The 25,569-nt window shown below is 68.6% G+C and carries 28 protein-coding genes and 1 pseudogene; 23 read left to right on the plus strand and 6 right to left on the minus strand.

Features of this window, described 5'->3' with window-relative positions:
• The first annotated feature begins 85 nt into the window (after nt 1-85).
• The 3 genes from ACIA75_RS21640 to ACIA75_RS21650 are packed head-to-tail and all read left to right on the plus strand — an operon-like array spanning nt 86 to nt 3,202.
• The gene (locus ACIA75_RS21640) at nt 86-781 is read left to right on the plus strand and encodes a helix-turn-helix transcriptional regulator (protein WP_397106620.1); all 696 of its coding nucleotides are present in this window, start codon (nt 86-88) and stop codon (nt 779-781) included.
• The gene (locus ACIA75_RS21645; RefSeq protein ID WP_397106622.1) at nt 778-2,196 is read left to right on the plus strand and encodes an ATP-binding protein; all 1,419 of its coding nucleotides are present in this window, start codon (nt 778-780) and stop codon (nt 2,194-2,196) included. Before ACIA75_RS21640 ends, ACIA75_RS21645 begins: the two co-directional genes overlap by 4 nt.
• Entirely contained in the window at nt 2,183-3,202 is a 1,020-nt protein-coding gene (locus tag ACIA75_RS21650; protein ID WP_397106624.1) for a hypothetical protein, read from the plus strand. Before ACIA75_RS21645 ends, ACIA75_RS21650 begins: the two co-directional genes overlap by 14 nt.
• Nucleotides 3,203-3,218: 16 nt before the next feature.
• Here ACIA75_RS21650 and ACIA75_RS21655 read toward each other — a convergent pair whose 3' ends face one another.
• Nucleotides 3,219-3,671, minus strand: coding sequence for a hypothetical protein (locus ACIA75_RS21655; protein WP_397106626.1), 453 nt, complete (start codon nt 3,669-3,671; stop codon nt 3,219-3,221).
• 148 nt (nt 3,672-3,819) lie between these two features.
• Between ACIA75_RS21655 and dapA the strand changes: the two genes are divergently transcribed.
• Both dapA and ACIA75_RS21665 read left to right on the plus strand, forming a co-directional pair.
• Complete coding sequence (gene dapA, locus ACIA75_RS21660) at nt 3,820-4,728, plus strand: 4-hydroxy-tetrahydrodipicolinate synthase (protein ID WP_397106628.1); 909 nt, start codon at nt 3,820-3,822, stop codon at nt 4,726-4,728.
• Complete coding sequence (locus ACIA75_RS21665) at nt 4,725-6,707, plus strand: RNase J family beta-CASP ribonuclease (RefSeq protein WP_397106630.1); 1,983 nt, start codon at nt 4,725-4,727, stop codon at nt 6,705-6,707. Before dapA ends, ACIA75_RS21665 begins: the two co-directional genes overlap by 4 nt.
• Before the next feature lie 85 nt (nt 6,708-6,792).
• On the opposite strand, the gene ACIA75_RS21670 is transcribed toward ACIA75_RS21665, so the two are convergent.
• A complete protein-coding gene (locus ACIA75_RS21670) occupies nt 6,793-7,332 on the minus strand; it encodes a hypothetical protein (RefSeq protein ID WP_397106632.1) in 540 nt (179 codons plus the stop codon).
• A gap of 92 nt (nt 7,333-7,424) precedes the next feature.
• A complete protein-coding gene (locus ACIA75_RS21675; RefSeq protein ID WP_397106634.1) occupies nt 7,425-7,820 on the minus strand; it encodes a DUF4189 domain-containing protein in 396 nt (131 codons plus the stop codon).
• 123 nt (nt 7,821-7,943) lie between these two features.
• Between ACIA75_RS21675 and ACIA75_RS21680 the strand changes: the two genes are divergently transcribed.
• The 3 genes from ACIA75_RS21680 (at nt 7,944) to ACIA75_RS21690 (ending at nt 12,458) form a co-directional block, all read left to right on the plus strand.
• Nucleotides 7,944-8,567 (plus strand): TIGR03085 family metal-binding protein, encoded by a 624-nt coding sequence (locus ACIA75_RS21680; protein WP_397106636.1) that lies wholly within the window; start codon nt 7,944-7,946, stop codon nt 8,565-8,567.
• A 155-nt stretch (nt 8,568-8,722) separates the two neighbouring features.
• Nucleotides 8,723-11,335, plus strand: coding sequence for a DNA translocase FtsK (locus ACIA75_RS21685; protein WP_397106638.1), 2,613 nt, complete (start codon nt 8,723-8,725; stop codon nt 11,333-11,335).
• Nucleotides 11,336-11,453: 118 nt separating this feature from the next.
• Entirely contained in the window at nt 11,454-12,458 is a 1,005-nt protein-coding gene (locus tag ACIA75_RS21690; RefSeq protein ID WP_397106640.1) for a TerC family protein, read from the plus strand.
• A gap of 124 nt (nt 12,459-12,582) precedes the next feature.
• Here the strand turns inward: ACIA75_RS21690 and ACIA75_RS21695 are convergent, their stop codons facing one another.
• Together ACIA75_RS21695 and ACIA75_RS21700 are read right to left on the minus strand one after the other, a co-directional pair.
• The gene (locus tag ACIA75_RS21695) at nt 12,583-12,867 is read right to left on the minus strand and encodes a YciI family protein (RefSeq protein ID WP_397106642.1); all 285 of its coding nucleotides are present in this window, start codon (nt 12,865-12,867) and stop codon (nt 12,583-12,585) included.
• Between the two features lie 203 nt (nt 12,868-13,070).
• A complete protein-coding gene (locus ACIA75_RS21700) occupies nt 13,071-13,622 on the minus strand; it encodes an amino-acid N-acetyltransferase (RefSeq protein ID WP_397106644.1) in 552 nt (183 codons plus the stop codon).
• Nucleotides 13,623-13,804: 182 nt separating this feature from the next.
• Between ACIA75_RS21700 and pgsA the strand changes: the two genes are divergently transcribed.
• From pgsA to ACIA75_RS21745, 9 genes are all read left to right on the plus strand, one after another.
• Complete coding sequence (pgsA, locus tag ACIA75_RS21705; RefSeq protein WP_397106646.1) at nt 13,805-14,461, plus strand: CDP-diacylglycerol--glycerol-3-phosphate 3-phosphatidyltransferase; 657 nt, start codon at nt 13,805-13,807, stop codon at nt 14,459-14,461.
• Entirely contained in the window at nt 14,458-14,973 is a 516-nt protein-coding gene (locus tag ACIA75_RS21710; protein ID WP_397106648.1) for a CinA family protein, read from the plus strand. Before pgsA ends, ACIA75_RS21710 begins: the two co-directional genes overlap by 4 nt.
• Before the next feature lie 107 nt (nt 14,974-15,080).
• Nucleotides 15,081-15,527 (plus strand): helix-turn-helix domain-containing protein, encoded by a 447-nt coding sequence (locus ACIA75_RS21715; RefSeq protein WP_397106742.1) that lies wholly within the window; start codon nt 15,081-15,083, stop codon nt 15,525-15,527.
• 220 nt (nt 15,528-15,747) lie between these two features.
• The gene (locus ACIA75_RS21720) at nt 15,748-16,581 is read left to right on the plus strand and encodes a PspA/IM30 family protein (RefSeq protein ID WP_397106650.1); all 834 of its coding nucleotides are present in this window, start codon (nt 15,748-15,750) and stop codon (nt 16,579-16,581) included.
• Between the two features lie 30 nt (nt 16,582-16,611).
• On the plus strand, nt 16,612-17,556 hold the full coding sequence (locus tag ACIA75_RS21725; RefSeq protein WP_397106652.1) for a hypothetical protein: 945 nt from the start codon (nt 16,612-16,614) through the stop codon (nt 17,554-17,556).
• Nucleotides 17,557-17,663: 107 nt separating this feature from the next.
• Nucleotides 17,664-17,837, plus strand: a complete 174-nt coding sequence (locus ACIA75_RS21730; protein ID WP_397106654.1) for a hypothetical protein — start codon at nt 17,664-17,666, stop codon at nt 17,835-17,837.
• Nucleotides 17,838-17,934: 97 nt separating this feature from the next.
• Nucleotides 17,935-18,651, plus strand: a complete 717-nt coding sequence (locus ACIA75_RS21735) for a PIG-L deacetylase family protein (protein WP_397106744.1) — start codon at nt 17,935-17,937, stop codon at nt 18,649-18,651.
• 55 nt (nt 18,652-18,706) lie between these two features.
• A complete protein-coding gene (locus tag ACIA75_RS21740) occupies nt 18,707-19,870 on the plus strand; it encodes a glycosyltransferase (RefSeq protein WP_397106656.1) in 1,164 nt (387 codons plus the stop codon).
• A gap of 43 nt (nt 19,871-19,913) precedes the next feature.
• Nucleotides 19,914-20,108 carry a DUF3046 domain-containing protein gene (locus ACIA75_RS21745; protein WP_397106658.1) on the plus strand — a complete coding sequence of 65 codons (195 nt, stop codon included), beginning with the start codon at nt 19,914-19,916 and terminating at the stop codon, nt 20,106-20,108.
• A 21-nt stretch (nt 20,109-20,129) separates the two neighbouring features.
• Here ACIA75_RS21745 and ACIA75_RS21750 read toward each other — a convergent pair whose 3' ends face one another.
• Entirely contained in the window at nt 20,130-20,642 is a 513-nt protein-coding gene (locus ACIA75_RS21750; protein ID WP_397106660.1) for a CGNR zinc finger domain-containing protein, read from the minus strand.
• Nucleotides 20,643-20,792: 150 nt separating this feature from the next.
• Here ACIA75_RS21750 and ACIA75_RS21755 point away from each other — a divergent pair.
• From ACIA75_RS21755 to ACIA75_RS21780, 6 genes and pseudogenes are all read left to right on the plus strand, one after another.
• Nucleotides 20,793-21,244 (plus strand): annotated as a pseudogene (locus ACIA75_RS21755) (VOC family protein).
• Nucleotides 21,245-21,265: 21 nt separating this feature from the next.
• Nucleotides 21,266-22,147, plus strand: coding sequence for a pyridoxamine 5'-phosphate oxidase family protein (locus ACIA75_RS21760; RefSeq protein WP_397106662.1), 882 nt, complete (start codon nt 21,266-21,268; stop codon nt 22,145-22,147).
• A 13-nt stretch (nt 22,148-22,160) separates the two neighbouring features.
• Nucleotides 22,161-22,610 carry a nuclear transport factor 2 family protein gene (locus ACIA75_RS21765; RefSeq protein WP_397106664.1) on the plus strand — a complete coding sequence of 150 codons (450 nt, stop codon included), beginning with the start codon at nt 22,161-22,163 and terminating at the stop codon, nt 22,608-22,610.
• A 153-nt stretch (nt 22,611-22,763) separates the two neighbouring features.
• Nucleotides 22,764-23,801 carry a recombinase RecA gene (gene recA, locus ACIA75_RS21770; protein WP_397106666.1) on the plus strand — a complete coding sequence of 346 codons (1,038 nt, stop codon included), beginning with the start codon at nt 22,764-22,766 and terminating at the stop codon, nt 23,799-23,801.
• 82 nt (nt 23,802-23,883) lie between these two features.
• Complete coding sequence (recX, locus tag ACIA75_RS21775) at nt 23,884-24,531, plus strand: recombination regulator RecX (RefSeq protein WP_397106746.1); 648 nt, start codon at nt 23,884-23,886, stop codon at nt 24,529-24,531.
• A gap of 46 nt (nt 24,532-24,577) precedes the next feature.
• Nucleotides 24,578-25,246 carry a class I SAM-dependent methyltransferase gene (locus ACIA75_RS21780; protein ID WP_397106668.1) on the plus strand — a complete coding sequence of 223 codons (669 nt, stop codon included), beginning with the start codon at nt 24,578-24,580 and terminating at the stop codon, nt 25,244-25,246.
• The last annotated feature ends 323 nt before the right edge of the window (nt 25,247-25,569 follow it).

Consider the following 25,569-nt stretch of genomic DNA (forward strand, 5'->3'; position numbering starts at 1 on the left):
GGTTCCCCTGGAATCGGGGGCTGACCCTGCCGCGCCCGGAACGCCATACTGCTCTGCAAGGGGGGTGGCTGATAGGAGTTGTGCAGTGACGGAGAGCGTCCCGGACCGGAGCGCGCCACGCCGCATCGGTTTGGTGGAAGACCACGAATCGGTGGCGATCGGACTGGCTGCGATGCTCGAACCGCAATCCGACCTGGAGTTGGTGGTGGTCGCCGAAACGGTCGCCGAACTGCTGGAGCACCCGGTGTGCCGGGTCGAGGGTGGGCCGGCGCTGGATCTGGTCGTTCTGGATCTGCGCCTGGCCGATGATTCCACGCCCGAGGACAATGTCGCGACGTTGCGCGCCCACGGCGTCGAGGTTCTGGTGTTCACCGGCGCCGACAACGCGTATCTGGTGCGGTCGGCCGCCCGGGCCGGGGTGCTGGGCGTGGTTCGTAAATCGGAGGATGTGGCGGCCGTGGTCGCCGCGGTGCGCCGCGCCGCGTCCGGTGAACAAGTCGTCACCACCGACTGGGCCGCCGCTATCGACGGTGATCCGCAGCTGTCCAGTGTCGGTTTGAGCCCTCGGCAGGAAGAGGTGCTCACCCTGTACGCGTCCGGCGAGAAGGCGTCGCGGGTGGCCCGGCTGACCGGGCTGTCGGAGCAAACGGTGAACGACTATCTGGGCCGGATCCGGCAGAAGTACGCCGACGCGGGACGGCCGGCTCCCACCAAAACAGACCTCTACAAACGCGCCGTCGAGGACGGCTGGCTGCCGGTTCCCGAACACCGGCGGTCATGAACGCTTCCTCCACGTCCGTCGGCGCGCCGCGGCGTCCGGCGGTGTGGTTCCAGCGCCCGCGCGCCCTGTGCGCCCGGGTCGTTTTGCTGGTCCGCGCGCGCAATAACGGCCCCGAACTCGCCGCCGACCGGGTGGTGCGGCGGTTCGGCCTGGTGCTCGGGCTGGTCGGGACGATCGTCGCGGGACTGGCGCTGCCCGAGGTCGTCGTGCAGCACCACTCGGTCCCGCTGATCTGGACGGTGATCACCGTCCTGGTCGCGTTCGGCATGCTGCCGGTACTCGCGGTGGTGTCGTTGGTCGCGGGTCCACGCCTGGTCGGGTGGGTGGCCGGTGCCGCCGCCCTGGGATATCTCGCGGCGATGGCGCTGGTGATGCCCTACTACTACGAGATCAGGGACGGGGCCGGGCCGATCTGGGCGCATCGGCTGGTCGTGCTCGGCGTGGTGGCGGCGGGTGTGGCGTGGCGGCCCTGGCTGGCCGGTATCTACCTGGTGGGTGCGGCGGCGGCACCGGGCGTCGCGCTGTATGTGATGTTCGACGACACCACGGCATGGTCCGTCGTCGGCAATTTCTTGCGTAATGCCGGATTGTGCCTGCTGTTCCTGTGGTGTGTGGTGCACGCGCGGGCAGCCGGGGCCCGGGTGGACCGGGAATCGGTGGTCGCGGGCGAACGGGCGGCGGTGGTCGCGGGAACAGCGGCCAGGGAACGGGAACGGGCGCGTTTCGCGGTGCTGATCCACGATGCGGTGCTGTCCACGCTGCTGGATGCCTCCCGATCCGGGAACACTTCCCCGGTGCTGCGGGAGCAGGCGCGGCGCACGCTGGACCAGCTCGACGCCACCCGGATCTCCGATACCGGCTCCGGACTGCTGGAGGCGAATTCGGCGATCGGTTTCCTGCGTGCCGCGGTGCACGAGGTGAATCCCGGGATCGGGTTCACCGTGCAACGGGGCGGTAGCGAGAGCGAACTGCGGATGCCGCTGGCCGCGGCGGGCCCGCTGGCCGCCGCCCTGGCCGAGGCAATCCGGAACAGTCTGCGGCATGCCGGGGTGCTGGGGCGGCCGGTGCGCCGCGAGGTCACCGTGACGGTCGCCGCGGGCGGGTTGCTGGTCGTATTACGGGACGACGGCGCGGGATTCGACCGGCTGGCGGTGCCCGCCGACCGGCTCGGGATCTCGGCGAGCATCCTGGGCCGGATGCGCCAGTTGCCCGGTGGCGCCGGTTTCGTCGAATCGGAGCCCGGCTGTGGGACAACGGTGACCCTCATGTGGGCCAACGCCGGCAGCGGTGACGGTGACCTCGGTGCCGGCGGCGGTGACGACGACCCCGGCGTCGGCGGTGATGCCAACGAACCCACCGCCGGCGGCGGTGCCGAGAACTTCCGACGCGGGAGGCGGTGGAATGACCGAGCGTGACGACGATTTCGAACTGCGCTCCCTGCTCGGTATGCGCGGGCGCCTGGGCTGGGTTTTCCAGCTGGGTCTCGCCGCGACCATCACGCTGTACACGACCCCGTCGTTCGACCACGTTCCGCTCGCGCAGTTCGCCGTCGCGATGGTGGCGATGCTGGGTGCGGGGGCGATGGTGGTCCGGCTACCGGGCGATCCGCTGCCGTGGCCGGCCACCGTCGTGGTGATCGCGGCAGGGCCGCTGGCCGTGCTGGCGACCCACCTGAACTTCGCCGCGGACGTGGCGCGTCAGCCCTGGGCGGTTTTCGCCGCGTCCTATGCGCTGGCGGTACTGGCGGTGCGCGGCCGGATCGCCGCGGCCTGGGCGGGCGCGGCCACCGTCGCGGCCACCCTCGGATTCGTGGGTTTCGTGCTGGATATCTCGGTCGGTTCACTGTCCGTCTCGATCATCGCCCTGGCCAGTCTGGCGGGGGCTACGATCTCTGCGCTCATCCTGCGGCCCACGCAGCGGTCGCTGCGCCTGCTGCACGATGATGCCGCGATGCGCGCGGCGGCCGCGGCGAGTATGGCGGCCGAGCATTCCGAGCGGACCCGCCAGTTGAGCCGTTTGGACGAACTGGCGCGGCCGATGCTGGAACGGATCGCTCGTGGGGTGGAACTGACCCCGGTCGACCGCGAGCAATGCCGGCTGCTGGAGGCCGAACTGCGTGACGGTCTGCGCGCGCCGCAACTGGTCACCGATCAGCTCAACGCCGCGGCGCGCGGCGCCCGCTCCCGCGGGGTGGAGGTGCTTCTGCTCGACGACGGCGGATTCACCGGTGTCGCGGCCACCGTGCGCGAGCGGGTGCTCGACCTCGCCGTGCGGGAACTCGACGCCGCGAACTCGGGCTCGGTGACCATCCGGGTCCTGCCGGTGGGGCGGCGCAATGTGGTGACGATCCTGGCGAGCGCACCGGGCGGTGACCGGCGGACCGAGATCGGCCGGGACGGCGAGGTGCTGGTCTCTACGTGATCCGGTCGCTCCGTGATCAGGGCGTGTCGTCGCGTTTGCTCGTCCCGTAGCCGCCGCGCATCTGGTCGCGCAGGGCCCCGGACACCACTCCGGCCATCCAGGAGTTCAGCGATTGGCCGCTCTGCGCGGCGGCGTCCTCGGCGCGGGATTTCACCTGCTCCACCAGACGCAGGGTCACCCGGCTGATATCGCCGGTCATTTCCTCGAACGAGGGGTTGTCGTTGGACGATGCGCGGCCGACTTCGACCGTTGCTTCGGTGTCGTGCAGGGAGACGCGCACCGTGCGGTCGCCCAGCTCGGTAGTGACGGTATCGGCGAGTTCGGTGAGCGCCGCGAGCAGCGCCAGCCGCGCCGAGTTCTCCACGGTTTTGGCGAGTGCATCCGCTGTGGCCTGCGTTTTCTCATCGCCGAGGGCGGCCGCGGCCAGGAGATCGTCGCGGATTCGAGCGGTGTATCGGGTGAGATCCATGACATCAGTGTGACGCCAAAATTGATGTCATACAACCATGGGTTCGACGTCAGGATTATGTCACCATGTCGTCATCGGGTGGCTCGGCGGCCGATAACACAGACGAGGGTGTCGAGGTCGGCCCGGTGACCGGGTAGCCTTTCTGACCATGACGAACGGTGAATCGATGCCTCCGGTGTTGAGCGCGTCCGGCACGGTAGGTGTCGCGATGGTGACCCCCTTCAGCGCCGAGGGCAAGCTCGACATAGACACCGGCGTCTCCCTTGCGCATCGACTCGTCGACCGGGGTGTCGACCTGCTCGCGATCTCCGGCACCACCGGGGAGTCGCCGACCACGACCGAATCGGAGAAAGCCGATCTGCTGCGTGCCGTGGTGGACGCGGTCGGTAACCGGGCGACCGTGATCGCCGGCGCCGGCACCTACGACACCGCGCATTCGATCGAGCTCGCCCGTAACGCTCAGCGGGCCGGCGCGCACGGCCTGCTGGTGGTCACTCCCTACTATTCGAGACCGACCCAAGAGGGCCTGTTCGCGCATTTCACGGCCGTGGCCGATGCCACCGATCTGCCGGTGACCCTCTACGACATTCCGCCGCGTTCGGTGGTTCCGATTGCCTCCGATACGATCCGCCGGCTCGCCGAACATCCGCGGATCGTCGCGGTCAAGGACGCCAAGGGCGATCTGAACGCCGGTGCCGCGCTGATCGCCGAAACCGATCTCGCCTTCTACTCCGGCGACGATATGTTGAATCTGCCGTGGCTGGCGATGGGTGCGGTCGGCTTCATCAGTGTGATCGGCCATCTCGTCCCGGAACGGCTGCGCGAAATGGTGGATGCCTTCTCGGCCGGTGATGTGGTGCGCGCCCGCGAGATCAACACCAGCCTGTTGTGGCTCAATGCCGCCATGGCCCGGCTCGGTGGGGTGGCGATGACGAAGGGCGGTCTCCGATTACTCGGCGTGGATACGGGCGAACCTCGACTGCCGCAGATCATGCCGAGCCCCGAACAGCTCGAGGATCTGGCCGCCGACCTACGCGCCGCCGGGGTGCTCGAATGACCGATCCCGCAGCGCGTCGTCCCCGCCGTACCGCCCGGCGAGACCCCGGTCCCGCGGCGCCCTCGCCGGCGCCGCAGACCGAACCCACCCACACTCCGCCGGTGCCGGATTCCGCGGCCGTACCGGCCGAACGGGAACCTGAGATCGTCGCCGCCGAACCGGACACGGCAGCACCCACGGAAACCGCTCCGGAGCCGCGGGCCCAGAAGGACCGGCCGCGCCGGGGCAAGGGCCGCCAATCCGGCCGCGGCCGTGGTGATTCCGGCCGTCCCGCACCGGCGGTGACTCCGGAGGCCGCCGCACAGGACCGGCTGCCGCTACCGCCGAAGCTGCCCCGCCAGGGGTTGCGCGTGTTCGCGCTCGGCGGTATCGGCGAGATCGGTCGCAATATGACCGTTTTCGAGTACGGCGGGAAACTGCTCATCGTCGACTGCGGTGTGTTGTTTCCCGAGGACCAGCAGCCCGGCGTGGACCTCATCCTGCCCGATTTCCGGCCGATCGAGGACCGGATGGACGATGTGGCGGCCGTGGTGCTGACCCACGGCCACGAGGACCATATCGGTGCCGTCCCGTTCCTGCTGCGGTTGCGGCCCGATATCCCGGTGGTGGGGTCGAAGTTCACGCTCGCGCTGGTAGCGGCGAAATGCCGGGAACATCGACTGCATCCGCGGCTCGTCGAGGTCACCGAGGGGCAGCACACCGAGCACGGGCCGTTCGACTGCGAGTACTTCGCGGTCAACCACTCCATCCCCGACGCTCTGGCGGTGGCCATCCGCACACCCGCCGGAACGATCCTGCACACCGGCGACATCAAACTCGATCAGCTTCCGCTGGACGGCCGGCTCACCGATCTGGCCGGTTTCTCGCGCCTCGGTGACGAGGGCGTGGACCTGTTCCTGGTCGATTCCACCAATGCCGAGGTGCCCGGATTCGTCACCCCCGAGCGGGAGATCGGCGGGGTACTGGACACGGTGATCGGCAAGGCGCGCAACCGGGTGATCGTGGCGTCCTTCGCCAGTCACGTCCACCGGATTCAGCAGGTGGTGGACGTGGCCCAGAAGTACGGCCGCCGCATCTGTTTCGTCGGCCGGTCGATGGTGCGCAATATGCAGATCGCGCAGGACCTCGGCTATCTGTCGGTACCGGACGGGCTCGTGGTCGATCTGGATCAGGCGGCCACCTTGCCGGGCGACAAACTGGTCCTCATCTCCACCGGTTCCCAGGGTGAACCGCTGTCGGCGTTGTCCCGGATGGCGCGGGGTGAGCACCGCCAGATCCACATCCGCGCCGACGATCTGGTCGTGCTGGCGTCCTCGCTGATCCCGGGCAACGAGAACTCGGTGTTCACCGTGGTCAACGGCCTGGCCCGGCTCGGCGCGACGGTGATCACCCAGCAGAACGCGAAAGTGCATGTCTCCGGGCATGCTTCGGCCGGGGAGCTGCTGTACCTGTACAACGCGGTGCGGCCGACCAATGCCATGCCGGTGCACGGGGAATGGCGGCATCTGCGGGCCAACGCCGCGCTCGCGGTCGCCACCGGTGTGCCCGAGGACCGGGTGGTGCTGGCCGAAGACGGGGTGGTGGTGGACCTGGTCGACGGGATCGCCTCCATCGTCGGCCGGGTGCCCGTCGGGCACGTCTATGTGGACGGTCTGTCGGTGGGTGACGTCGGTGAGTCGACGCTGTCCGATCGGCTGGTCCTCGGCGAGGGCGGGTTCATCGCCATCACCGTCGCGGTCGACTCCACCACCGGCAAAGCGGTGAGTCCCCCGGAGGTGAGCGGTCGCGGTTTCTCCGACGATCCCACCGCCCTGGCCGAAGCCGCCGAACTGGTGGAAGCCGAATTGCTGCGCCTCGCGGGTGAAGGTGTCACCGATACCCATCGGATTGCTCAGGCGGTGCGCCGGATCGTGGGCCGCTGGGTCGCCGATACTTACCGTCGCCGTCCGATGATCGTGCCGACCGTGCTCGGCGTCTGACGCTCGTTCACGACCAGCGGAAAACCGCCGGAGGGCAGTGCCCTCCGGCGGTTTTCGTGGTGTCCGGGTCCGGTCTCGCGGTGGATCAGGCGTCGGGCTGGCAGGCCGCCGAATCCAGCTGCGCGGATTTCACGATATTGCAGGCGAAATCATGCGCGATCTTCCACTGATCACCCTCGGCCACGAAATCGACCGACGCGTTCTCCACCGGGCTTCCCGCGATGGTGACGTCGGCGTCGGCCTTGACCTTGCCCTCGGCCGGCTCGCCGACATTGGTGATCTTCACCGTGACTTCGTTCTTCTTGGCCGCCTCGACCAGCTTGTCGACCAGCTCGGGATCCTGTTCGGCATCCTCGATCCAGGCCAGCTTCTCTTCTTCGCTGACCGATCCGTCGAGCGCCCGGTTGATCTTGTCGTTGAGCTCTTCGGCGGTGGGCTTCGGCAGGTTCGGCGGCGGCGTGGTGGTCGGCGCCTTACCTTCCTCGCGCCCGTCCTGCGATTTGCCGGATTCGAACTCGGCAGGAGCTCCGGTGCTGGTGGCGGCCGCGTCGGTCGAGGTGGTCTCCTCGGTGGACGAGCACGCGGTGAAGGTGAGGGCGGCGGCGGCCAGTGTCACGGCAGCCACGACCCGGAACGGACGGATTTTCACAGTTCTGATTCCCCTACGAAGGTTGTCGGCGAATTCGGCGCCGGCCGGAAATGATGGACGGTACGAACTCACGAGCCGTAGCCGGAAGTGCAGTTCCAGTGCTCGATGTAGGCGTTGCCCGGGTTGTTGGACAGTGCCTCGGCGCGCGCCGCGGACCGGCTCGAGCCCGAACCGTAGCTCAGCCAGTTGTCCGACACGGCGAGCGCTCCACAACCGTTGCGCCAGGAGATCTTGGCGACACAGTCGGCGGCGCCGCACCGGTCCTCGGCGGCCGACTCGGCCTCGGAGTAGCTGTCGTAGTCGTAGGACCAGCCGTAGTTACCGGTGGACAGCGAAACCGCGATGGCGCCGTAGTAGCTGTTGTACTGCGCGTGCGCCGGTGCCACCGAAGCGGCGAACATCGAACCGATGGTCGCCACCAGGACGGCGGCAACGGTGAGAATCTTTTTCAAAGGTGTTCCCATTCTGTGTGTATCGGTCCACGACCCTATGGACCGAATGACAAAGTACAGAGCATCTCTGCTGCGTAGCAACCGGTTCGGATCGCATCCCCTCCCCGATGGCTGGGTCTCGGCTAGATTCATCGTGTGAACATGGCTCAGCGTGAACGCCGTGCAATGGTCGAAACGATGGACGAGACCGGGCCGGACGCGCCAACCCTATGCGGTGATTGGTCGGTGCGCGACCTCGCAGCTCACCTGGTGGTCCGGGAACGCCGGCCGGATGCCGCGCCCGGGATCATGTTGCGTCCGTTCGCCGGTTACCTGCAGCGCCGGCAGGACAAGGCGGCGCAGCGTCCCTTCGCGGAACTACTGGAGCTGGTCCGGACCGGGCCGCCGTGGTGGTCGCCGTTACGTCCGGTGGACGCGATCGCCAATCTCAGTGAAATGTTCGTCCACCACGAGGATGTCCGGCGGGCCCGGCCCGGCTGGGAGCCCCGCGAGCTGCCCGCCGCCGACGAGCAGCGGCTGTGGTCGGTGCTGCGCCGGATGGCGAAGATGGCCTATCGCAAATCTCCGGTCCCGGTGGAACTCTCGACCCCGGCGGGCGACCGGGTCCGGGTGGTGAACGGGTCCGGCCCGGTGGTGACCCTGACCGGGCCGCCCGGGGAACTGCTGCTGCACGCTTTCGGGCGGGATCAGGTCAGGATCGAGACGGACGGGGAGCCGGACGCCGTCCGGCAGGTACTCGAACTCGATCGCTCGATCTGAGCGATCCGTCCCGGTACCGGCCGGGTGATTCGGCCGACCCGCCGGTTGCGGGCCGGTCCGGAAAGCAGCTCCGGACCGGTATTCGGGCGCACCGCACCGGGCGGTACCAGTGTTGCGGATGGTCCGGATGGGGTTGTTGCGGCTAGCCTGAGCTCATGGCAGGTAAGTCCCGCACAACCACACCGGGTGCGCGGGCGGGATCGGCTCGGGGGCGGACCACCGCGGCCCGTTCTCGTTCGGGTACGTCGCGGCAATCGGACGGCGCCACGCGGGCCCAGGGCCCGGCGCGTAAGACCACCCGGCAGGGCGCCGCGCGCAAGGCGCCCGCGCCCCGCGCCCGGCGCACCGCTCGCCGCCCCGCGGCACCGCGCCGCTCGGACACCGCGCCGCTGGCCGTCTTCGGCCGGCTGGTGAGCGGCGGCTGGACCATGGCGGCCCGCGGCGTCGGTGCCACCACGCGGGCGATCAGCCGTGCGGGGGAGATCGAACACGGACACCGCCGCGACGGCGTCGCGCTCGGGCTGATCGCGGTGAGCGCCGTGATCGCGGCCGCGGTCTGGCTGTCGGCCGGCGGCCCGATCGGGCATTGGGTGGAGGGCCTCATCCGTGCGGTGACCGGTTCGGCCTCCTCGGTGCTCCCGTTCGTGGCCTCCGGTATCGCGGTCGTGCTCATGCGCACCGAACCGCGACCCGATATCCGGCCCCGCCTGGTACTGGGCGGGTTGCTGATCGGACTGCCTTTCCTGGGGCTCTGGCATATCGCCGACGGCGGCCCGGCCGACGCGGCCGGGCGCGCCGAGGCCGCGGGTTTCGCCGGCTTCGTGATCGGCGGTCCGCTGACCGATGGGCTCACGGCCTGGCTGTCGGTGCCGATTCTGCTGCTGGCCATGGTGTTCGGCGTGCTCCTGGTGACCGGGACGACGGTCCGGGAAGCCCCGCAGCGGTTGCGGGAATTCTTCGGGGCCCCCATCCCACAGGAGGATTACCGCGACGGTTTCGACCCGGTCGACGACTACGAGGCCACGGCTCCGGCGGGCCGATCGCGCCGCCGCGGCCGCACGCCCGAGGCCGGCTACCCGTCCGACGAATTCATCGGACCCATGGCGGATCCGGGCGAGCCACCGTTACGCGATGCCAAACCGATCGCCCCCGCCGACGGCGAACGGCCGGCCGCGCGGAAGAAACGCACACCCGCCGCCCCCGCACCGGTCGATCAGACTCCGGCACCGCCTCCACCGGAACCGGAATTCGTCGCCGACCGGGTCGCCGAGGGCGATTACACGCTGCCGCCGATGAATCTCCTGGTCGACGGCGATCCGCCGCGCCGGCGCAGCGCCGCCAACGAATCGATGATCGAGGCGATCACCGAGGTACTGGTGCAGTTCAAGATCGATGCGGCGGTGACCGGGTTCGTCCGGGGCCCGACGGTCACCCGGTACGAGGTGGAGCTCGGCCCCGGCGTGAAGGTCGAGAAGATCACCGCGCTGACCCGCAATATCGCCTATGCCGTGGCCACCGAGAATGTGCGCCTGCTCGCACCCATTCCGGGAAAGTCCGCGGTGGGTATCGAGGTCCCCAATGCCGACCGCGAGCTGGTGCGCCTGGCCGATGTGCTGAAGGCGCCGTCCACCCGTAACGACCACCATCCGCTGGTGATCGGCCTGGGCAAGAACATCGAGGGCGAGTTCCTCGCGGCGAACCTGGCCAAGATGCCGCATCTGCTGGTGGCCGGTTCCACCGGTTCCGGTAAGTCGAGTTTCGTCAATTCGATGCTGGTATCGCTGCTGCAGCGGGCCACCCCGGACGAGGTCCGGATGATTCTGATCGACCCGAAGATGGTGGAACTGACCCCCTACGAGGGCATCCCGCATCTGATCACGCCCATCATCACCCAGCCGAAGAAGGCCGCCGCGGCGTTGGCCTGGCTGGTGGAGGAGATGGAGCAGCGGTATCAGGACATGCAGGCCAGCAAGGTCCGCCATATCGACGATTTCAACCGGAAGGTGAAATCCGGCGCCATCACCGCACCGCTGGGCAGTGAACGCGTCTACCGGCCCTACCCGTACATCCTGGCCATCGTCGACGAACTCGCCGACCTCATGATGACCGCCCCGCGTGATGTGGAGGACGCCATCGTGCGGATCACGCAGAAGGCGCGGGCCGCCGGGATCCATCTGGTCCTGGCGACTCAGCGGCCGTCGGTGGACGTGGTGACCGGTCTGATCAAGACGAATGTTCCCTCGCGGCTGGCCTTCGCGACCTCCTCGCTGACGGATTCGCGGGTCATCCTGGACCAACCGGGCGCCGAGAAGCTCATCGGTATGGGCGACGGCCTGTTCCTGCCCATGGGTGCCGGTAAACCGACGCGCCTGCAGGGCGCTTTCATCAGCGACGAGGAAATCCACGGCGTCGTCGAGTTCACCAAGAACCAGGCCGAACCCGAGTACACCGACGGAGTGACCGCCGCCAAGGCGGGGGAGAAGAAGGATGTCGATCCGGATATCGGCGAGGATCTCGACGTGTTCCTGCAGGCCGTGGAGCTCGTGGTCACCTCCCAGTTCGGTTCCACCTCCATGCTGCAGCGCAAACTGCGGGTCGGGTTCGCCAAGGCCGGCCGGTTGATGGATCTGATGGAGACCCGGGGCGTGGTGGGGCCGAGTGAAGGCTCCAAGGCCCGCGATGTGCTGGTGAAACCCGATGAGCTGGATGGTTTGCTCTGGTCGATCCGCGGGGGCGGGGACGAATCCGCCGAACCGGACGACGAATGATCCGCGGTGCCCGGTACCTGCTGTGAGAGGATGACCGGCAACCACCCCGCAAGCCGACCGAATCGGGCATATCGGGCATGATGGGTGTCATGACTCGCACCGCTGAACGGATCGCCGTATGCAGGTAACCGCTCTCGTCTGGGTGATCACCATCCTGGTGATCCTCGGCCTGTTCGTCTTCGACTTCTTCGCCCACGTGCGCACCCCGCACGAACCGACCTTCCGGGAATCCGGCTTCTGGTCGGCGGTCTACATCGGCCTGGCGCTCGCCTTCGGCGGTATCGTCGCCTGGAAATGGGGCGGCACCTTCGCCGGCGAGTACTACGCCGGTTTCGTCACCGAGAAAGCGCTCTCGGTGGACAACCTGTTCATCTTCCTGATCATCATGTCCACCTTCGCGGTGCCGCGGATATACCAGCAGAAGGTGCTGCTGATCGGCATCGTGGTCGCCCTGGTGATGCGTGGCGTGTTCATCGCGGTCGGCGCCGCGGCCATCAGCGCTTTCAGCTGGGTCTTCTACCTGTTCGGCCTGTTCCTGGTCTACACCGCGGTCAAACTGCTGCGGGAGAGTGGACACGAGGTCGAGGAAGAACAGAAACGCGACAGTCGCATCGTTGCGTTGACCAAACGGTTTCTGCCGACCACCGACACCTACGACGGCGACAAACTGATCACTCGCATCGACGGCCGCCGCGTGATCACTCCGATGCTGCTGGCGCTGCTGGCGATCGGGTTCGCCGACCTGCTGTTCGCCCTCGATTCCATCCCGGCGATCTACGGTCTCACCGAAGAGCCCTACATTGTGTTCACCGCCAATGCTTTCGCACTGATGGGGCTGCGGCAGCTGTACTTCCTGATCGGCGGCCTGCTCGACCGGCTCGTCTATCTGTCCTACGGGCTGTCCGCGATCCTGGCGTTCATCGGCGTCAAGCTGGTGCTCCATGCCCTGCACGAGAACACTCTGTGGTTCATCAACGGTGGCGAGCATGTGAGCGTGCCGGAGATCTCCACGGGGCTGTCCCTATCGGTGATCCTCGGAATTCTCGTCATCGCGACCGTGGCCAGCCTTCTGAAAACCCGGGGCCGCGCCCGGCCCGAATCGGCTTCGGAACCCAGGGACTGACCCGCGCGCCGGCCGGCCGCGTACTCCCGGTGCTGTCCGCCGCGGGACGCGGGCGGCCGGGAGACGCGGAACCGGTGAGAGGAGCTACCGGCTACCGATCGGCCGGCCGGCGGGCTGCGATCGTTCAGTCGGCGAACACGCCGAATACGGGCTGCCATTCGACGGCCCGCACGGCATCGATCAGTTTCTCCTGGGCGAACGGATCCTGTGCCAGCAGTTCGGCGAGGGTTCCGGCGTCCGTCGCCCGGAACAGCAGCAGCGCCCCGGAACCGTCCGGGTACGGCCCACTGCTGAGCAGCGAACCCGCCGCGAGCCGGTCGGCGAGCCAGGCCCGGTGGCGGGGGCGATGGGTGTCACGATCGGCGATCGTGGCGTCGGAATAGGTGTAATGGACGGCGAATATCGGCACGGCACGACTTTAGTGCGCAAGCGCCCGCCACAGTGGCCGCCGGCTCTCGCCGCGGAGACCGCTCCGGGCGACACCTGCGTAGTCTCGCTCGGACAGTGCCGGGCTCCACGTTGCGCACCCACCAGTTCGGACGGTGCCGGGCTCCGCGCCCCTGCGGCTACCCGTTCGGACGGTGCCGGGCTTCAGGCTATGGCCCCATGTGCTCAGAGCGTCAGCAGCATCCGGGTATTGCCGAGAGTGTTCGGTTTCACATAACTGAGGTCCAGGAACTCCGCCACACCGGTGTCGTAGGACCGGCACATTTCGGCATAGACCTCCGCGGTCACCGGGGTGCCGTCGATCTCGGCGAAACCGTGCCGGGCGAAGAACTCGACCTCGAAGGTGAGCACGAACAACCGGCTCAATTCCAGCTCCCGGGCCACTTCGACGAGCCGTTCCACGATGAGTTTGCCCACGCCGTGGCCCTTCACCTCGGGCATCACCGCGACCGTGCGCACCTCACCGAGATCCGCCCACAACACGTGCAAGGCGCCGCAGCCCACCACGCGGTCACCGAGTTCGGCGACCCAGAACTCCTGGACCGATTCGTAGAGGTTGACGAGGTTCTTCTCCAGCAGGATCCGGCCCGCGTACACATCGACCAGTGTCTTGATCGCCGGGACATCGGAGGCGCGGGCACGACGTACCCGTATCGAGGCGGTCTGCGTACCGGGCGCGTCGCCGGTCGCGCTGCCCAGGGGTCCCCGTGAGGTCATGGGGTGCACAGTAGTCGGCGGCGGTACCGATAGTCTGATTGTGTGCTGCAGACCCCGCCCGCCCGCTCGACTCCGCGCGCCCGTCTCGGCGCGGCGGTGCGGAGCCGGTGCTACCCGGCAGCACAGTTCCCGTCCGATGCGGCAGCGCAGCGGCGCTTGTGCGCGACCGCGCAGAGGCGGCTATGACCGTGCACCCCGAGGAGATGGAGCTGGGACCACGGCCTGCCCCTGCGCCGATGCGCGGTGGGCTCGCCCCGGCCCCCGCAGAATCAGCGGTCCCACTGCTGAACATCGCCAATATTCTCACCATGGCGCGGATCGCGCTGGTCCCGTTGTTCGTGCTGGCCCTGTTCGCGGGCGGCGGGCACGAGACCGGCTGGCGGATCACCGCGACCGTGCTGTTCGCGCTCGCCGCGATCACCGATCGGTTCGACGGCCAGCTGGCGCGTAAATACGGTCTCGTCACCGATTTCGGCAAACTCGCCGACCCCATCGCCGACAAGGCCCTCATCGGATCCGCCCTGATCGGGCTCTCCCTGCTGGGCGATCTGGCGTGGTGGATGACCGTCGTCATCTGTGCCCGCGAGATCGGGGTGACCCTGCTGCGGCTGGCGGTGGTCCGGCGCGGTGTCATCCCGGCCGGCCGCGGCGGGAAACTCAAAACACTCGTCCAGTCCCTGGCGATCGGTGTGCTCCTGCTTCCACTCTCCGGCGGGTTCGCGACCGCGGGAATGGCGCTGATGTGGATCGCGTTGGTGCTGACGGTGGCGACCGGACTGGACTATGTTGGTCAGGCCGCACGCCTCTGGTTGGCCGGACCGCACCGCAGCCGCCGATGACCGCCGGCTCCGCCGACCCGCTCACCGCGGGCACCGCCGCCGCCGAACTGGTCGCGGCCCTCCGCGCCGGTGGCCGGACCGTCGCCACCGCCGAATCGCTCACCGCGGGCCTGGTCGCCGCCACGATCGCGGGGGTGCCCGGAGCCAGCGCGGTGCTGCGCGGCGGACTGGTGGTCTACGCGACCGATCTCAAACAGCACCTGGCCGGGGTTTCCGAACAGGTGCTGGCCACCGAGGGCCCGGTGGCCGCGAGCACCGCCGAACAGCTCGCGGTCGGCGCCCGGACCAGGTGCGGCGCCGACTGGGGGCTCGCGCTCACCGGGGTCGCGGGACCCGACCCGCAGGACGGGATCGAGGTCGGCACTGTCTTTCTCGGCCTCGCCGGACCCGGGCATACCGAGGTGATGCGGTTGAAACTGACCGGCGACCGGTGGAATATCAGGTCCACAGCGACTCGCACCGCGGTACAGGAACTGCTGCGGTGCGTGCGGGGCGCGACACCCACCCGGTGAGCGATTCCGCATCCGGCCCGGGAACCTCCGGGACCGGTTCCGACGTTGTGCCAGGAGAGAACCGCGAGCGTGCCGTGGGCGACGCCTACCGGGAGAAGGAGAACTCGATGACGCTGCTGCGAGAAGCGATCGGGGACAGTCTGCGGCGTGCCCGCCTCGCCCAGAGCCGGACCCTACGCGAAGTATCCACCTCGGCCCGGGTGAGCCTGGGCTACCTGTCCGAGGTGGAACGGGGTCGTAAGGAGGCCTCCAGCGAACTGCTGGCGGCGATCTGCGATGCCCTCGACGTTCCGCTGGCCCGAGTGCTGTGGGACGTGAGCACGACCATCGCCGGTGCGGACGCGCCGGTGTCCGGAGCATCACGGCCGGCCGCGACCGAACCGGCCGCCGTCACCGAACCCGCTGCCGAACCGGCCGCGACCGAACCCGCCGCTGCGGCGGCGGCCGGCGCGTCGATGTCGGCAGGTGCCGCCCGGCCGCAGGTCGACGGCGATACCCGGATTGTCATCCCGGCACCGACGAACGGTCCGCTGGTCCTGGTCGAAGCGGCCTGACCGGTTATAGCCGAGGTATACCCGATCGTGACAATGCGCGGGGTGCACCGGAGCGGATAGATTCGTACTAGGCGTGCGCGGGCCGTCCGTGGCGAGACGCGGCGCTGTTCGGTGGCCGGTACCGGGCGCCGCATGGTGGAGGATAGGCACATATCGAGTGCGTGACGGTCGCGCACTCCGAGTCGCCCAGGCGGCACACAGATGGAGGCGGGATCAACCGATGGCTAATCCGTTCACGAAGGCCTGGAAGTATCTGATGGCCCTCTTCGACTCCAAGATCGAGGAGCACGCGGATCCGAAGGTCCAGATTCAGCAGGCTATCGAAGAAGCGCAACGTCAGCACCAGGCCCTGTCGCAGCAGGCCGCCTCGGTGATCGGGAACCAGCGGCAGCTGGAGATGAAGCTGAACCGCCAGCTCGACGAGGTGGAGAAGCTCAACGCCAATGCCCGGCAGGCGGTCGTGCTCGCCGACCAGGCCACCACCGCCGGCGATACCGAGAAGGCGATCCAGTACACCAATGCCGCCGAGGCTTTCGCCGCGCAGCTGGTGACCGCGGAACAGTCGGTCGAGGACCTCAAGGTTCTGCACGACCAGTCGCTGCAGGCCGCCGCGCAGGCCAAGAAGGCGGTCGAACAGAACGCCATGCTGCTGCAGCAGAAGGTCGCCGAGCGCACCAAACTGCTCAGCCAGCTCGAACAGGCCAAAATGCAGGAGCAGGTCAGCGCCTCCCTGCAGCAGATGGACAGCACCCTGTCCGCGCCCGGGAGCGTGCCCAGCCTCGACGCGGTGCGGGACAAGATCGAACGCCGCTACGCCACCGCGCTCGGCTCGGCCGAACTTGCCCAGAACACTGTTCAGGGCCGGATGATGGAGGTCCAGCAGGCCAGCATCCAGATGGCCGGACACAGCCGGCTCGAGCAGATCCGGGCCTCCATGCGTGGCGATGCGCTGCCCGCCGGAAACACCAACGCCGCGATCGACCCGGGCGCATCCGCCACCGAGCCGGCCCAGCCGCAACCGCAGATGAACAAAGGCCAGACCGCTCAGCAGTAGCGGATCGAGAGAGTTCGGCGAGGACAGCGCATGAAGCCTGATCGACCCCGGTTCCCCGCCGGGTACCCCGACCTGGACCGCGCCTGGCCGGAACTCCCGCCACAGGCCGCCTATGTCACCGGCACCCTCCGCTCGGCCGGGGAGAACGCGCTGGTCGCGGTCCGCCGCTGGGCGGACCCGCGTGAGCGCGAACTACGCCGCCGCCGCCGGGCCCGGCGGCGCAGCATAAGTCTCGGAACCGCCTCCGGGCTCACCACCGCCGGTGCGGTGGGCCTGGTCATCTTGTCGGCCCCTGCCTGGGCGGTGGTCGTGCTGGGTGGTGGAGCCGTCGCACTGGTCACCGGGGCGGCGCTGAGTACCCGCCGCTACCTGCAGTTACGGCGTAATCCGCTGCCGCCGCCCGGTTACGTTCCGCGGAAACTGCCCCCCGCCCGTTCCGTCGCGCGCCCGGCCATGGCCCGGCTCGCCCGGGCCGAACGTGCCCTGCACGATGTGGCCGGTCAGATCGCCCGGTCGCGCCGGTTGCCCACGGGCGAACTCGACGATCTGATATCGACCGCTGCCTCCGGTGCCGCCGCCCTCACGGCGCTCGCCACCGATATCGCCACCATGGAAGGTGCCGTGCGCGCCCTGCGTGGCGGTGCGGCCGAACTCACCGACGCCGCCGATGTGCACCGGCTGAACGAGACCCTGCGCTCGATCGTGTCCCGGCTCGACACCGGTGTCGCCGAATACGAGCAGGTCGTCGCCGCGGCCACCCGCGTGCTGGCCGTGGACGAAAAAGGCGCTCTGCGCTACGAATTCGACGGTATCGTCGCCGACCTCCGCCACGCCGCCGACCGGATGGACGGTTGGGCACAGGCACTCACCGAACTCGCCGACCGGCCCCCCGAAACCTTGCTCCCGCCGGCCGCGCCCGGTGTGCCGCGGCCTTCGCCCGTCGCCGAGCCGGCGCCGCGCCGCGTGCGCCCGTAACTCCCTCAGGGTCAACCCTGATCTTCCCCCGATATTGCTTCTCACCTGGTGATTTCCCAGACCCGCAGTGCCATGCTCGAAGGAGGAGACAACCGCTGGGAGGCAAAATGCTGTGGAAGATCATCGGCGTGGTGGCCGTCGTCTGGATCGCGCTGGCGGTGATCGGTGCCCTGATCAAGGGGCTGTTCCCGATCCTGGTGGTCAGCGCGGTGGTATTCGGGCTGTACCTGCTCTACAAGGCGATCTCGGGATCGGACGACAATACGGTCACCAAGGTCTGATCGGCCGTCGCGTCACCGGCCGGATGCTCCTCCGACACGGGGGACATCCGGCCTTTCGCATTCCCGGCCGGACCGCCACGATGGACAGATGACGACCATGCCGCATCTTCCGGACGACTGGCAGCGCGCACTGGTGATCGTCGCCCACCCCGACGATATCGAGTACGGGGTCGCCGCGGCTGTCGCCCGGTGGACGAGCGCCGGCAAAGAGGTCCGCTATCTCCTGGTGACCTCCGGTGAGGCCGGTATCGCCGGTATGCCACCCGCCGAAGCAGGTCCCCTGCGAGAAGCCGAGGAACGGGCGTCGGCGGCGGTGGTCGGCGTGCACGACGTCGAGTTCCTCGGCTATCCGGACGGCCGGATCGAGGAAACCCCGGCGCTGCGGCAAGACCTGGCGGGCGCCATCCGCCGGCACCGCCCGGATCTGGTGGTACTGGGGCATTTCGGGCACACCTGGGCGCCCGGTATCGTCAACACCCCCGATCACCGGGCGGTGGGCCGGGCCGGTCTGGACGCGGTATCCGATGCCGGCAACGAGTGGATTTTCCCGGAGCTCGCGGATCTGCCGCCGTGGACCGCGCGCTGGGCAGCCGTCGCGGTTCCCAGCGGGGCCACCCACGCCGTGGACGTCACCGCCACTATCGACACAGCCGAGGCGTCCCTGGCCGCACATCGCCGCTACCTCGAGATCCTGAACCCGCGGGAACCGGTTGCCGACCAGGCGCGGGCCGTCGTGGCCATGACCACCGCCCCGATCGCCGGCTTCGCCGCCACCCGCGCGGTCGGCTTCGAACTGTTCACCTTCACCGGCTGACCCGAAAACACAACCCAGCGCCCCCCTATGCGGCGCGGCGCCCTAAACTCACCGGATGCGAGTAGCTGTTGTCGCCGGTCCCGACCCGGGTCATGCGTTTCCCGCTATCGCGTTGTGCGTCCGTTTCTTGGAGGCGGGTGATGATCCCGTCCTGTTCACCGGTCCCCGCTGGTTCGACGCCGCGCGGGCGGCCGGGATCGGCGTGCGCCGCCTGAAGGGGTTGGCGCCCCGCGCGATCGATGACGATGCCGATGCCGGCGCGCGGATTCATCAACGCGCGGCCTATATCTCCACCGAGATCTTGCCCGAACTCGGTGCCATGCTGCCCGAATTGGTGGTCTCGGATGTGCTCACGGCGGGCGGCGGTATGGCCGCCGAACGACTGCGGGTGCCCTGGGTGGAATTGTCTCCGCATCCGCTGTACCTCCCGTCGCAAGGGTTGCCGCCCATCGGAAGCGGTCTCGCGCCGGGTACCGGAGTGCGGGGCCGGGCGCGGGACGCGGTGCTGCGGATGTTCACCGCCCGGGCCTTGCGCACCGGTACCCGGCAACGTGAATTGGCCAGGGCCGGGGTGGGTTTGCCCGCGACCGACCCGGGGCCGGCTGCCCGCCTCGTCGCGACACTGCCCGCACTGGAGGTGCCCCGGCCGGACTGGCCGGAGGAGGCCGAACTGATCGGGCCCCTGCTGTGGGAACCGACCGATCGGCGCCTGGAGTTGCCACCCGGCGACGATCCGCTGGTGGTCGTGGCTCCCTCTACCGCCCACACCGGAGTCGCGGGGATGGCGGAGACCGTCCTGGCCGCGCTGGACGGAGCAGGTGTCCGCGTGGCTGTTTCGATGCTCGACGAACCACCGCACCCGCTGCCGGAATGGGCCACCGCGGGTCTCGGCCGGCAGGACGAACTCCTGCGTCATGCGGCCGTGGTGGTCGGTGGCGGCGGGCACGGACTGCTCGCGAAATCGCTGTCGGCCGGTGTGCCCGTGGTGACCGTACCCGGCGGTGGTGACCAGTGGGAACTCGCCAATCGCGCGGTCCGCCAGGGCTCGTCGCTGCTGGTCCGGCCGCTCACCCCGGAGGCGATCCGCGATGCGGTCCTGCGCGTGCTGGCGGAACCGGATTTCACGGTGGCGGCCCGCAGCGCGGCCGCGGGACTCGCCGGGCTGGCCGATCCGGTGCGGGTATGCCATCGGGTTCTCGACTCGGTGCGGGCGCACTGACCGGGTCGCGCCGGCCCGCACGAGGGCGAGTATCTTGTGCCCGGTGCGGTTGACGGAATTCCAGGAACTCTTGCACACCGAATTCGGCGAGGCCCGGGGCGATACCCTGCTCAGCGATCACGTCATTCTCGCGCTGGGCAGCCGGACGGGGGCCGCCGCCATCGAAGCCGGGGTGGACCCGCGTGAGGTCTGGCGCGCGCTGTGCGCCGAATTCGATGTCCCACGCACCCGATGGTGAACGAATTACCCCGTGGGGCGGTCACGTCCGGCGGGCGTGGTGCCGCGCCGCTTTCGCGCGGTTGCCGCAGGTAGTCATGGAATGCCACCGGCGGGTGCCGTTCTTGGACGTGTCGTAGAAGAACAGGACGCAGTCGGGATGGGCGCAGCGGCGGATGCGGGCGGGTGCTTCGCCGAGCAGCGTCAGCAGATTGTCCGCGGCCAGCCACCCCGGTAGCCAGGCGGGATCGACCTCGGGGGTATCCGCCGGGCCGTCCTCGGTGAGGTGCCGGCGGATCCGTCCACGGTCGAGCACGTCGTTGAGGGCGTCGCGTGATCCGTGGACGACCGCGTCGTAGATGGCCGTGCGGGCGGTCAGTACGGCGTCGAGCGTTCGCTCGTTCGCGGGCGCCGCGCCGGAGAGGCCGGCCGAGTCCAGCCAGATCGCCAAACCGGATACATCCGTCAGCAGGTCGCGGGGGCCGTGGTCCATCCACCGCGTGTTCAGCAAGTCCAGAGCCGGCGGTTCACCGAGGTGGGGGCGTGGATCGAGCATGCCTGAGGGTAACGGTCTCCTTGTCTCGGGTTCGGTGTCCACCACCATAGTAACCATCTATTTAGGTTTCAACGGTTGACGTGGGATGCGTCGCTGCCTTAGGTTTTAACCGTTAAAACAATTTGAACGGTTAAAACAGGAGGATGTCGTATGAACGCAACTGCCGGACCGGGGCTCGTTACCGGGCATATCGGATTGAACGTCGCCGAACTGGATCGCTCGGTGGCCTTCTATCGGGACATCCTCGGCTTCGAACAACTCGCCACCGGTGCCGAAGGTGACCGGAAGTGGGCGTTCCTCGGTGCGGACGGAGTGCTCGTCCTCACCCTGTGGCAACAGAGCGCGGGACGGTTCCCGGTGGACCGCCCCGGCTTGCACCATCTGTCGTTCCAGGTGCCCTCCATCGACCGGGTACGCGAGGTGGAGGCGGCGCTCGACGCGCATGCGGTCACTTTCCTGTACGACGGTGTGGTCGCCCACGGCGAAGGTATGGCCTCCGGCGGAATCTTCTTCGCCGACCCCGACGGCAGGTCTACGCTCCGGGCGGCGCCGAATCCGCACCCGCCCCCGGCGGCGCGGCGCCGACCTGCGGGTTCTTCTGAAACTGTGTGGAGCGCTGTCGTATGAGCATCTTCCATCCGGGCGAGCTGGCGGTACAGCGCCGGGCGGGGCAGGAAGGTATCGCCGAGAAGGTCGGGCGGACCGTCCACGCAACCGTTCCGGAGGCCGCCGCCCGGTTCCTGGCCGAACAGCCGATGGTGGTGATCGCCGGGCCGGATCGGGCGGGCCGGCCGTGGGTCACCCGGCTCACCGGACCACCGGGTTTCGTCCGGGTGCTCGACAACCGGACGATAGAGCTCGGGTCGATTCCGGGGGAGGGTGACCCGCTGGCATCGCGGCCCGAGTCGTGGCGCATCGGGCTCATCGCGATCCAGCCGGATCGCCGCAGGCGGATGCGGGCCAACGGCACGGCGCGGCACGTCGGTGATCGCCTGCGAATTACTGTCGACCAGGTCTATTCGAACTGTCCGAAATACATCTCGCGGCGGCACATCGTTGCCACGGTCGGCGGAACACACTCGGATTCCGGAATCCGTCGCGGCACCGAGCTCGATCCACGCCAGCGCGCCGCCGTCGGCGCGGCCGACGCCTTCTTCGTCGGCAGTGCGGACGAGGCAGGCCGGGCCGATGCCTCCCATCGCGGGGGAAATCCCGGTTTCCTGGAGGTCCGTTCACCCACCCGGTTGTACTGGCCGGAATACCGCGGCAACTCGATGTTCATGACACTCGGCAATCTCGCGCGCGAGCCCCGCTGCGGTCTGCTGATTCCGGACTGGGCCACCGGGGGCATGCTCCAGCTCACCGGAACAACCGGCATCGTGTGGCCGGACCGGCCGGGCGTGGCGGCGCCCGCCGGGGTCGAATTCACCGTGCATGCCGTGGTCGAACACCCGGCCGGCCCGCTGCGCTGGAGCCCGCCGGAACTGTCACCCGTCAACCCGTGAAAGGAGTCGCACGATGCGACCGCCCCTGCCCCCGTTCGACGCCGCGACCGCCGCAGCCAAGGTGCGAGCGGCCGAGAACGCCTGGAACACCCGCGACCCGGAGCGGGTCGCCGCCGCCTATACCGTCGATACGGTGTGGCGTAACCGCGACGAGTATTTCACCGGCCGTGCCGCTGTCGTCGACTTCCTCACGAGGAAATGGGCGAAGGAGAACGGTTACGCCCTGCGCAAGGAGCTGTGGGCCTGGTCGGGGGACCGTATCGCCGTGCGGTTCCAGTACGAATGGCACGACGACACCGGACAGTGGTGGCGCAGTTACGGCAACGAACAGTGGGAGTTCACGCCGGAGGGGCTGATGTCGCGCCGCGAGGCGAGTATCAACGATGTACCGATCGCTGCCGGGCAACGGCGGATCCACGGCCCGCGACCGGAAGGGGATACGACGCCGCTTCCGCAGTGGTAGACCGGTGCGGGTGGTTACCGGCGACGCGCGGAGGCGCAGCTTGACTCGAACACCTGTTCGTCTAGGCTGAGGCGCGGAACTTGTCGGTGCCGCCCTCTACTGTGGGCGCCAACCACACCACCTACCTACCACCCGGTGAAAAGGGGAGTCACGATGGCGCCACAGCCCTACGACCGCGACAAAGCGCTCGAACTCGCGCTCGCGCAGGTCGAGAAGAGTTTCGGCAAGGGGGCGGTGATGCGCCTCGGTGAAGAGGCCCGCCAGCCCGTCTCGGTTATTCCGACCGGTTCCATCGCGCTGGATGTCGCGCTGGGTATCGGTGGCCTCCCGCGCGGCCGGGTGGTGGAGATCTACGGCCCGGAATCCTCCGGTAAGACGACCGTTGCGTTGCACGCGGTCGCGAACGCGCAGGCGGCCGGGGGTGTCGCCGCCTTCATCGACGCCGAACACGCCCTCGATCCCGATTACGCCGCCAAACTCGGTGTCGATACCGATGCCCTGCTGGTTTCCCAGCCGGATACCGGCGAACAGGCCCTGGAAATCGCCGATATGCTGGTCCGCTCCGGCGCCATCGACATCATCGTCATCGACTCGGTGGCCGCACTGGTACCCCGCGCCGAAATCGAGGGCGAAATGGGCGACAGTCATGTCGGTCTGCAGGCCCGCCTGATGAGCCAGGCCCTCCGCAAGATGACCAGTGCCCTGAACAATTCCGGCACCACCGCGATCTTCATCAACCAGCTCCGCGAAAAGATCGGCGTGATGTTCGGTTCTCCCGAAACCACCACGGGCGGAAAGGCGTTGAAGTTCTACGCATCGGTGCGTCTCGATGTGCGACGTATCGAAACGCTGAAGGACGGTAGTGACGCGGTGGGTAACCGCACCCGGGTGAAAGTGGTGAAGAACAAGGTCAGCCCGCCGTTCAAGCAGGCCGAATTCGATATTCTGTATGGTCACGGAATTTCGAAGGAGGGGTCGCTGATCGATATGGGTGTGGAGCACGGGTTCATTCGTAAATCCGGTTCCTGGTACACCTACGAGGGCGATCAGCTCGGGCAGGGTAAGGAGAACGCCCGGAAATTCCTGCTGGACAACACCGATATCCGCGACGAGGTCGAGAAGAAGATCAAGGAAAAGCTCGGGATCGGCGCGGATGTGACGGCCACGGAGGAGACCCCGGCCGATTTCTGATCCGGTGAATCAGCGCTCCGCGCCCGGCGCCCCGGATGTATCCGATCCGGTGGCGGAGGTGCGTCGCCGGTTGGACGAGATTCTGTCGGCCGGCGGGCGGTCTACCGGCTCCGGCCGGGAACCCCGGTCGGACGAGTCCGATCCGCAGCGGACTCGTCCGACCGGCCCCAGCGAGACCGGACAGCGATCAGGAGCCGGCGGTTCCGCTGACCGGAGCCCGGGCGGATCGGTAGAACAGGCGAAGGAGGCGTGCCTGCGGTTGCTCGCGGTGCGGGCCCGCAGTCGTGCCGAACTCGGGCAACGCTTATCTGCCAAGGGCTTCGCGACCGAGGTGACCGAGCAGGTCCTCGACCGTCTGGCCGAGGTCGGGCTGGTGGATGATGCCGAATTCGCGCGGCAGTGGGTACAGCAGCGGCACCGGTTCTCCGGGAAGGGGCGGCAGGCGCTCGCGCAGGAGTTGCGGCGCAAGGGCGTTGCGCGGGAGGCAGCCGCGGCCGCGCTCGAGGATGTCACGGCCGACGACGAGACCGAGCGAGCGACCGAGCTGGTGCGCCGCAAACTCCGCACCCTGCCCGCGGGCCTGGACCGGGAGAAAGCGATCCGGCGGCTGGTCGGGATGCTGGCCCGCCGCGGCTACGGTCACTCGGTGGCGTACGCGGTGGTCAAGGCGGAGTGGGAGGCGAGTGACGCGGGTACCCGAATCGAGGACCCCGGCGTATCACTCGACTGAACAGGCCGTGGTGGACACCTACTGCCGCGTTCGGAAAAATGCGGTGGTGCTGTCTCGACTCGAGAGGTTCAACCAGCGACATCCGTGGAGCCACAACGACCACTTCGGTCGTTGGGTCGTCCGCCGAGTGACGGCTTCCGGGGCTCGTGACGTACTCGATATCGGGTGCGGTACGGGCAATCTCATCGCCGGGCTCCGCGGCCGGGTCGCCGAGGTCACCGGGCTCGAACGCGATCCCGCGACAGCCCGCGCTGCGGCGGAGCGTTTCGCCGGAGACCCCGCGGTGAACATCGTCGAAGCCGACTTCGCCGAGCATGACCGCGAACGGTACTGGGACGCTGTCACCCTCGTCGCCGTCCTGCACCACCTGCCTCTGGTGCCGACTTTGCGTGCGGTGCGTGACTGCCTGGCCCCCGGCGGGCGACTCGTGATCGTCGGCTGCTACCGCCAGTCCGGGCTGCTCGACCTGCTCACCGCTATACCTTCCGTTATCGCGAATCCCATCATCGGGATGCTCGCGCATCCGGCGCGCGCTGCCGAGCCACCGCCGCATATGCGGGCTCCCGCCGCTGATGCCCAGGAGACTTTGGCCGAGATCCGGGCGGCTGCACTGCGGGAACTGCCCGGTGCCCGGGTCCGGCGCCGCCTGTTCTGGCGGTACTCCCTGGTCTACGACGCTCCCCGTGTTTCTGTGAAATACGAGGTAGGCGATTGAGTTCGATATCGCAGACGCGATGACTCCGTTCACCCCGGCCGGCGAACCCGGCGGGTGAGATGTGCGGGTGCCGGCCACAGGACGGAGTCAGGGTTGCCGCGCTCCCGGCTCGAGCACACGGGCCAACGGGCCGGATGGGACTCCCTCCTGTTCGATCACCCGAGACAGCTGGGGGGGGGGGGGGGGGGGGGGGGGGGGGGGGGGGGGCGGGGGCGGCCCCCCCCCCCCACGCCCGGGTGGTGGCCGGGACGTGGCGCGGCGGCCGGGCCCGGCGCCGTCGCGTTCCGCGAGTTTTCGGAAGATCTCCCCGGCCGCCCGAACTC

The organism is Nocardia sp. NPDC051750 (genome assembly GCF_044453135.1).
Taxonomy (GTDB): Bacteria; Actinomycetota; Actinomycetes; order Mycobacteriales; family Mycobacteriaceae; genus Nocardia.

What these genes read in the sequence shown, in the direction of transcription:
- ACIA75_RS21750 (WP_397106660.1), bottom strand. Translation starts at nt 20,642, where the DNA reads ATGCTCGATCCACGCCCCCACCTCGGTGAACCGCCGGCTCTGGACTTG.
- ACIA75_RS21700 (WP_397106644.1), bottom strand. Translation starts at nt 13,622, where the DNA reads ATGACCTCACGGGGACCCCTGGGCAGCGCGACCGGCGACGCGCCCGGT.
- ACIA75_RS21665 (WP_397106630.1), top strand. Translation starts at nt 4,725, where the DNA reads ATGACCGATCCCGCAGCGCGTCGTCCCCGCCGTACCGCCCGGCGAGAC.
- ACIA75_RS21645 (WP_397106622.1), top strand. Translation starts at nt 778, where the DNA reads ATGAACGCTTCCTCCACGTCCGTCGGCGCGCCGCGGCGTCCGGCGGTG.
- ACIA75_RS21650 (WP_397106624.1), top strand. Translation starts at nt 2,183, where the DNA reads ATGACCGAGCGTGACGACGATTTCGAACTGCGCTCCCTGCTCGGTATG.
- ACIA75_RS21735 (WP_397106744.1), top strand. Translation starts at nt 17,935, where the DNA reads ATGCCGCATCTTCCGGACGACTGGCAGCGCGCACTGGTGATCGTCGCC.
- ACIA75_RS21715 (WP_397106742.1), top strand. Translation starts at nt 15,081, where the DNA reads ATGACGCTGCTGCGAGAAGCGATCGGGGACAGTCTGCGGCGTGCCCGC.
- ACIA75_RS21675 (WP_397106634.1), bottom strand. Translation starts at nt 7,820, where the DNA reads ATGGGAACACCTTTGAAAAAGATTCTCACCGTTGCCGCCGTCCTGGTG.
- ACIA75_RS21685 (WP_397106638.1), top strand. Translation starts at nt 8,723, where the DNA reads ATGGCAGGTAAGTCCCGCACAACCACACCGGGTGCGCGGGCGGGATCG.
- ACIA75_RS21720 (WP_397106650.1), top strand. Translation starts at nt 15,748, where the DNA reads ATGGCTAATCCGTTCACGAAGGCCTGGAAGTATCTGATGGCCCTCTTC.
- ACIA75_RS21765 (WP_397106664.1), top strand. Translation starts at nt 22,161, where the DNA reads ATGCGACCGCCCCTGCCCCCGTTCGACGCCGCGACCGCCGCAGCCAAG.
- ACIA75_RS21730 (WP_397106654.1), top strand. Translation starts at nt 17,664, where the DNA reads ATGCTGTGGAAGATCATCGGCGTGGTGGCCGTCGTCTGGATCGCGCTG.
- ACIA75_RS21655 (WP_397106626.1), bottom strand. Translation starts at nt 3,671, where the DNA reads ATGGATCTCACCCGATACACCGCTCGAATCCGCGACGATCTCCTGGCC.
- ACIA75_RS21710 (WP_397106648.1), top strand. Translation starts at nt 14,458, where the DNA reads ATGACCGCCGGCTCCGCCGACCCGCTCACCGCGGGCACCGCCGCCGCC.
- pgsA (WP_397106646.1), top strand. Translation starts at nt 13,805, where the DNA reads ATGACCGTGCACCCCGAGGAGATGGAGCTGGGACCACGGCCTGCCCCT.
- ACIA75_RS21690 (WP_397106640.1), top strand. Translation starts at nt 11,454, where the DNA reads ATGCAGGTAACCGCTCTCGTCTGGGTGATCACCATCCTGGTGATCCTC.
- recA (WP_397106666.1), top strand. Translation starts at nt 22,764, where the DNA reads ATGGCGCCACAGCCCTACGACCGCGACAAAGCGCTCGAACTCGCGCTC.
- dapA (WP_397106628.1), top strand. Translation starts at nt 3,820, where the DNA reads ATGACGAACGGTGAATCGATGCCTCCGGTGTTGAGCGCGTCCGGCACG.
- ACIA75_RS21760 (WP_397106662.1), top strand. Translation starts at nt 21,266, where the DNA reads ATGAGCATCTTCCATCCGGGCGAGCTGGCGGTACAGCGCCGGGCGGGG.
- ACIA75_RS21725 (WP_397106652.1), top strand. Translation starts at nt 16,612, where the DNA reads ATGAAGCCTGATCGACCCCGGTTCCCCGCCGGGTACCCCGACCTGGAC.
- ACIA75_RS21740 (WP_397106656.1), top strand. Translation starts at nt 18,707, where the DNA reads ATGCGAGTAGCTGTTGTCGCCGGTCCCGACCCGGGTCATGCGTTTCCC.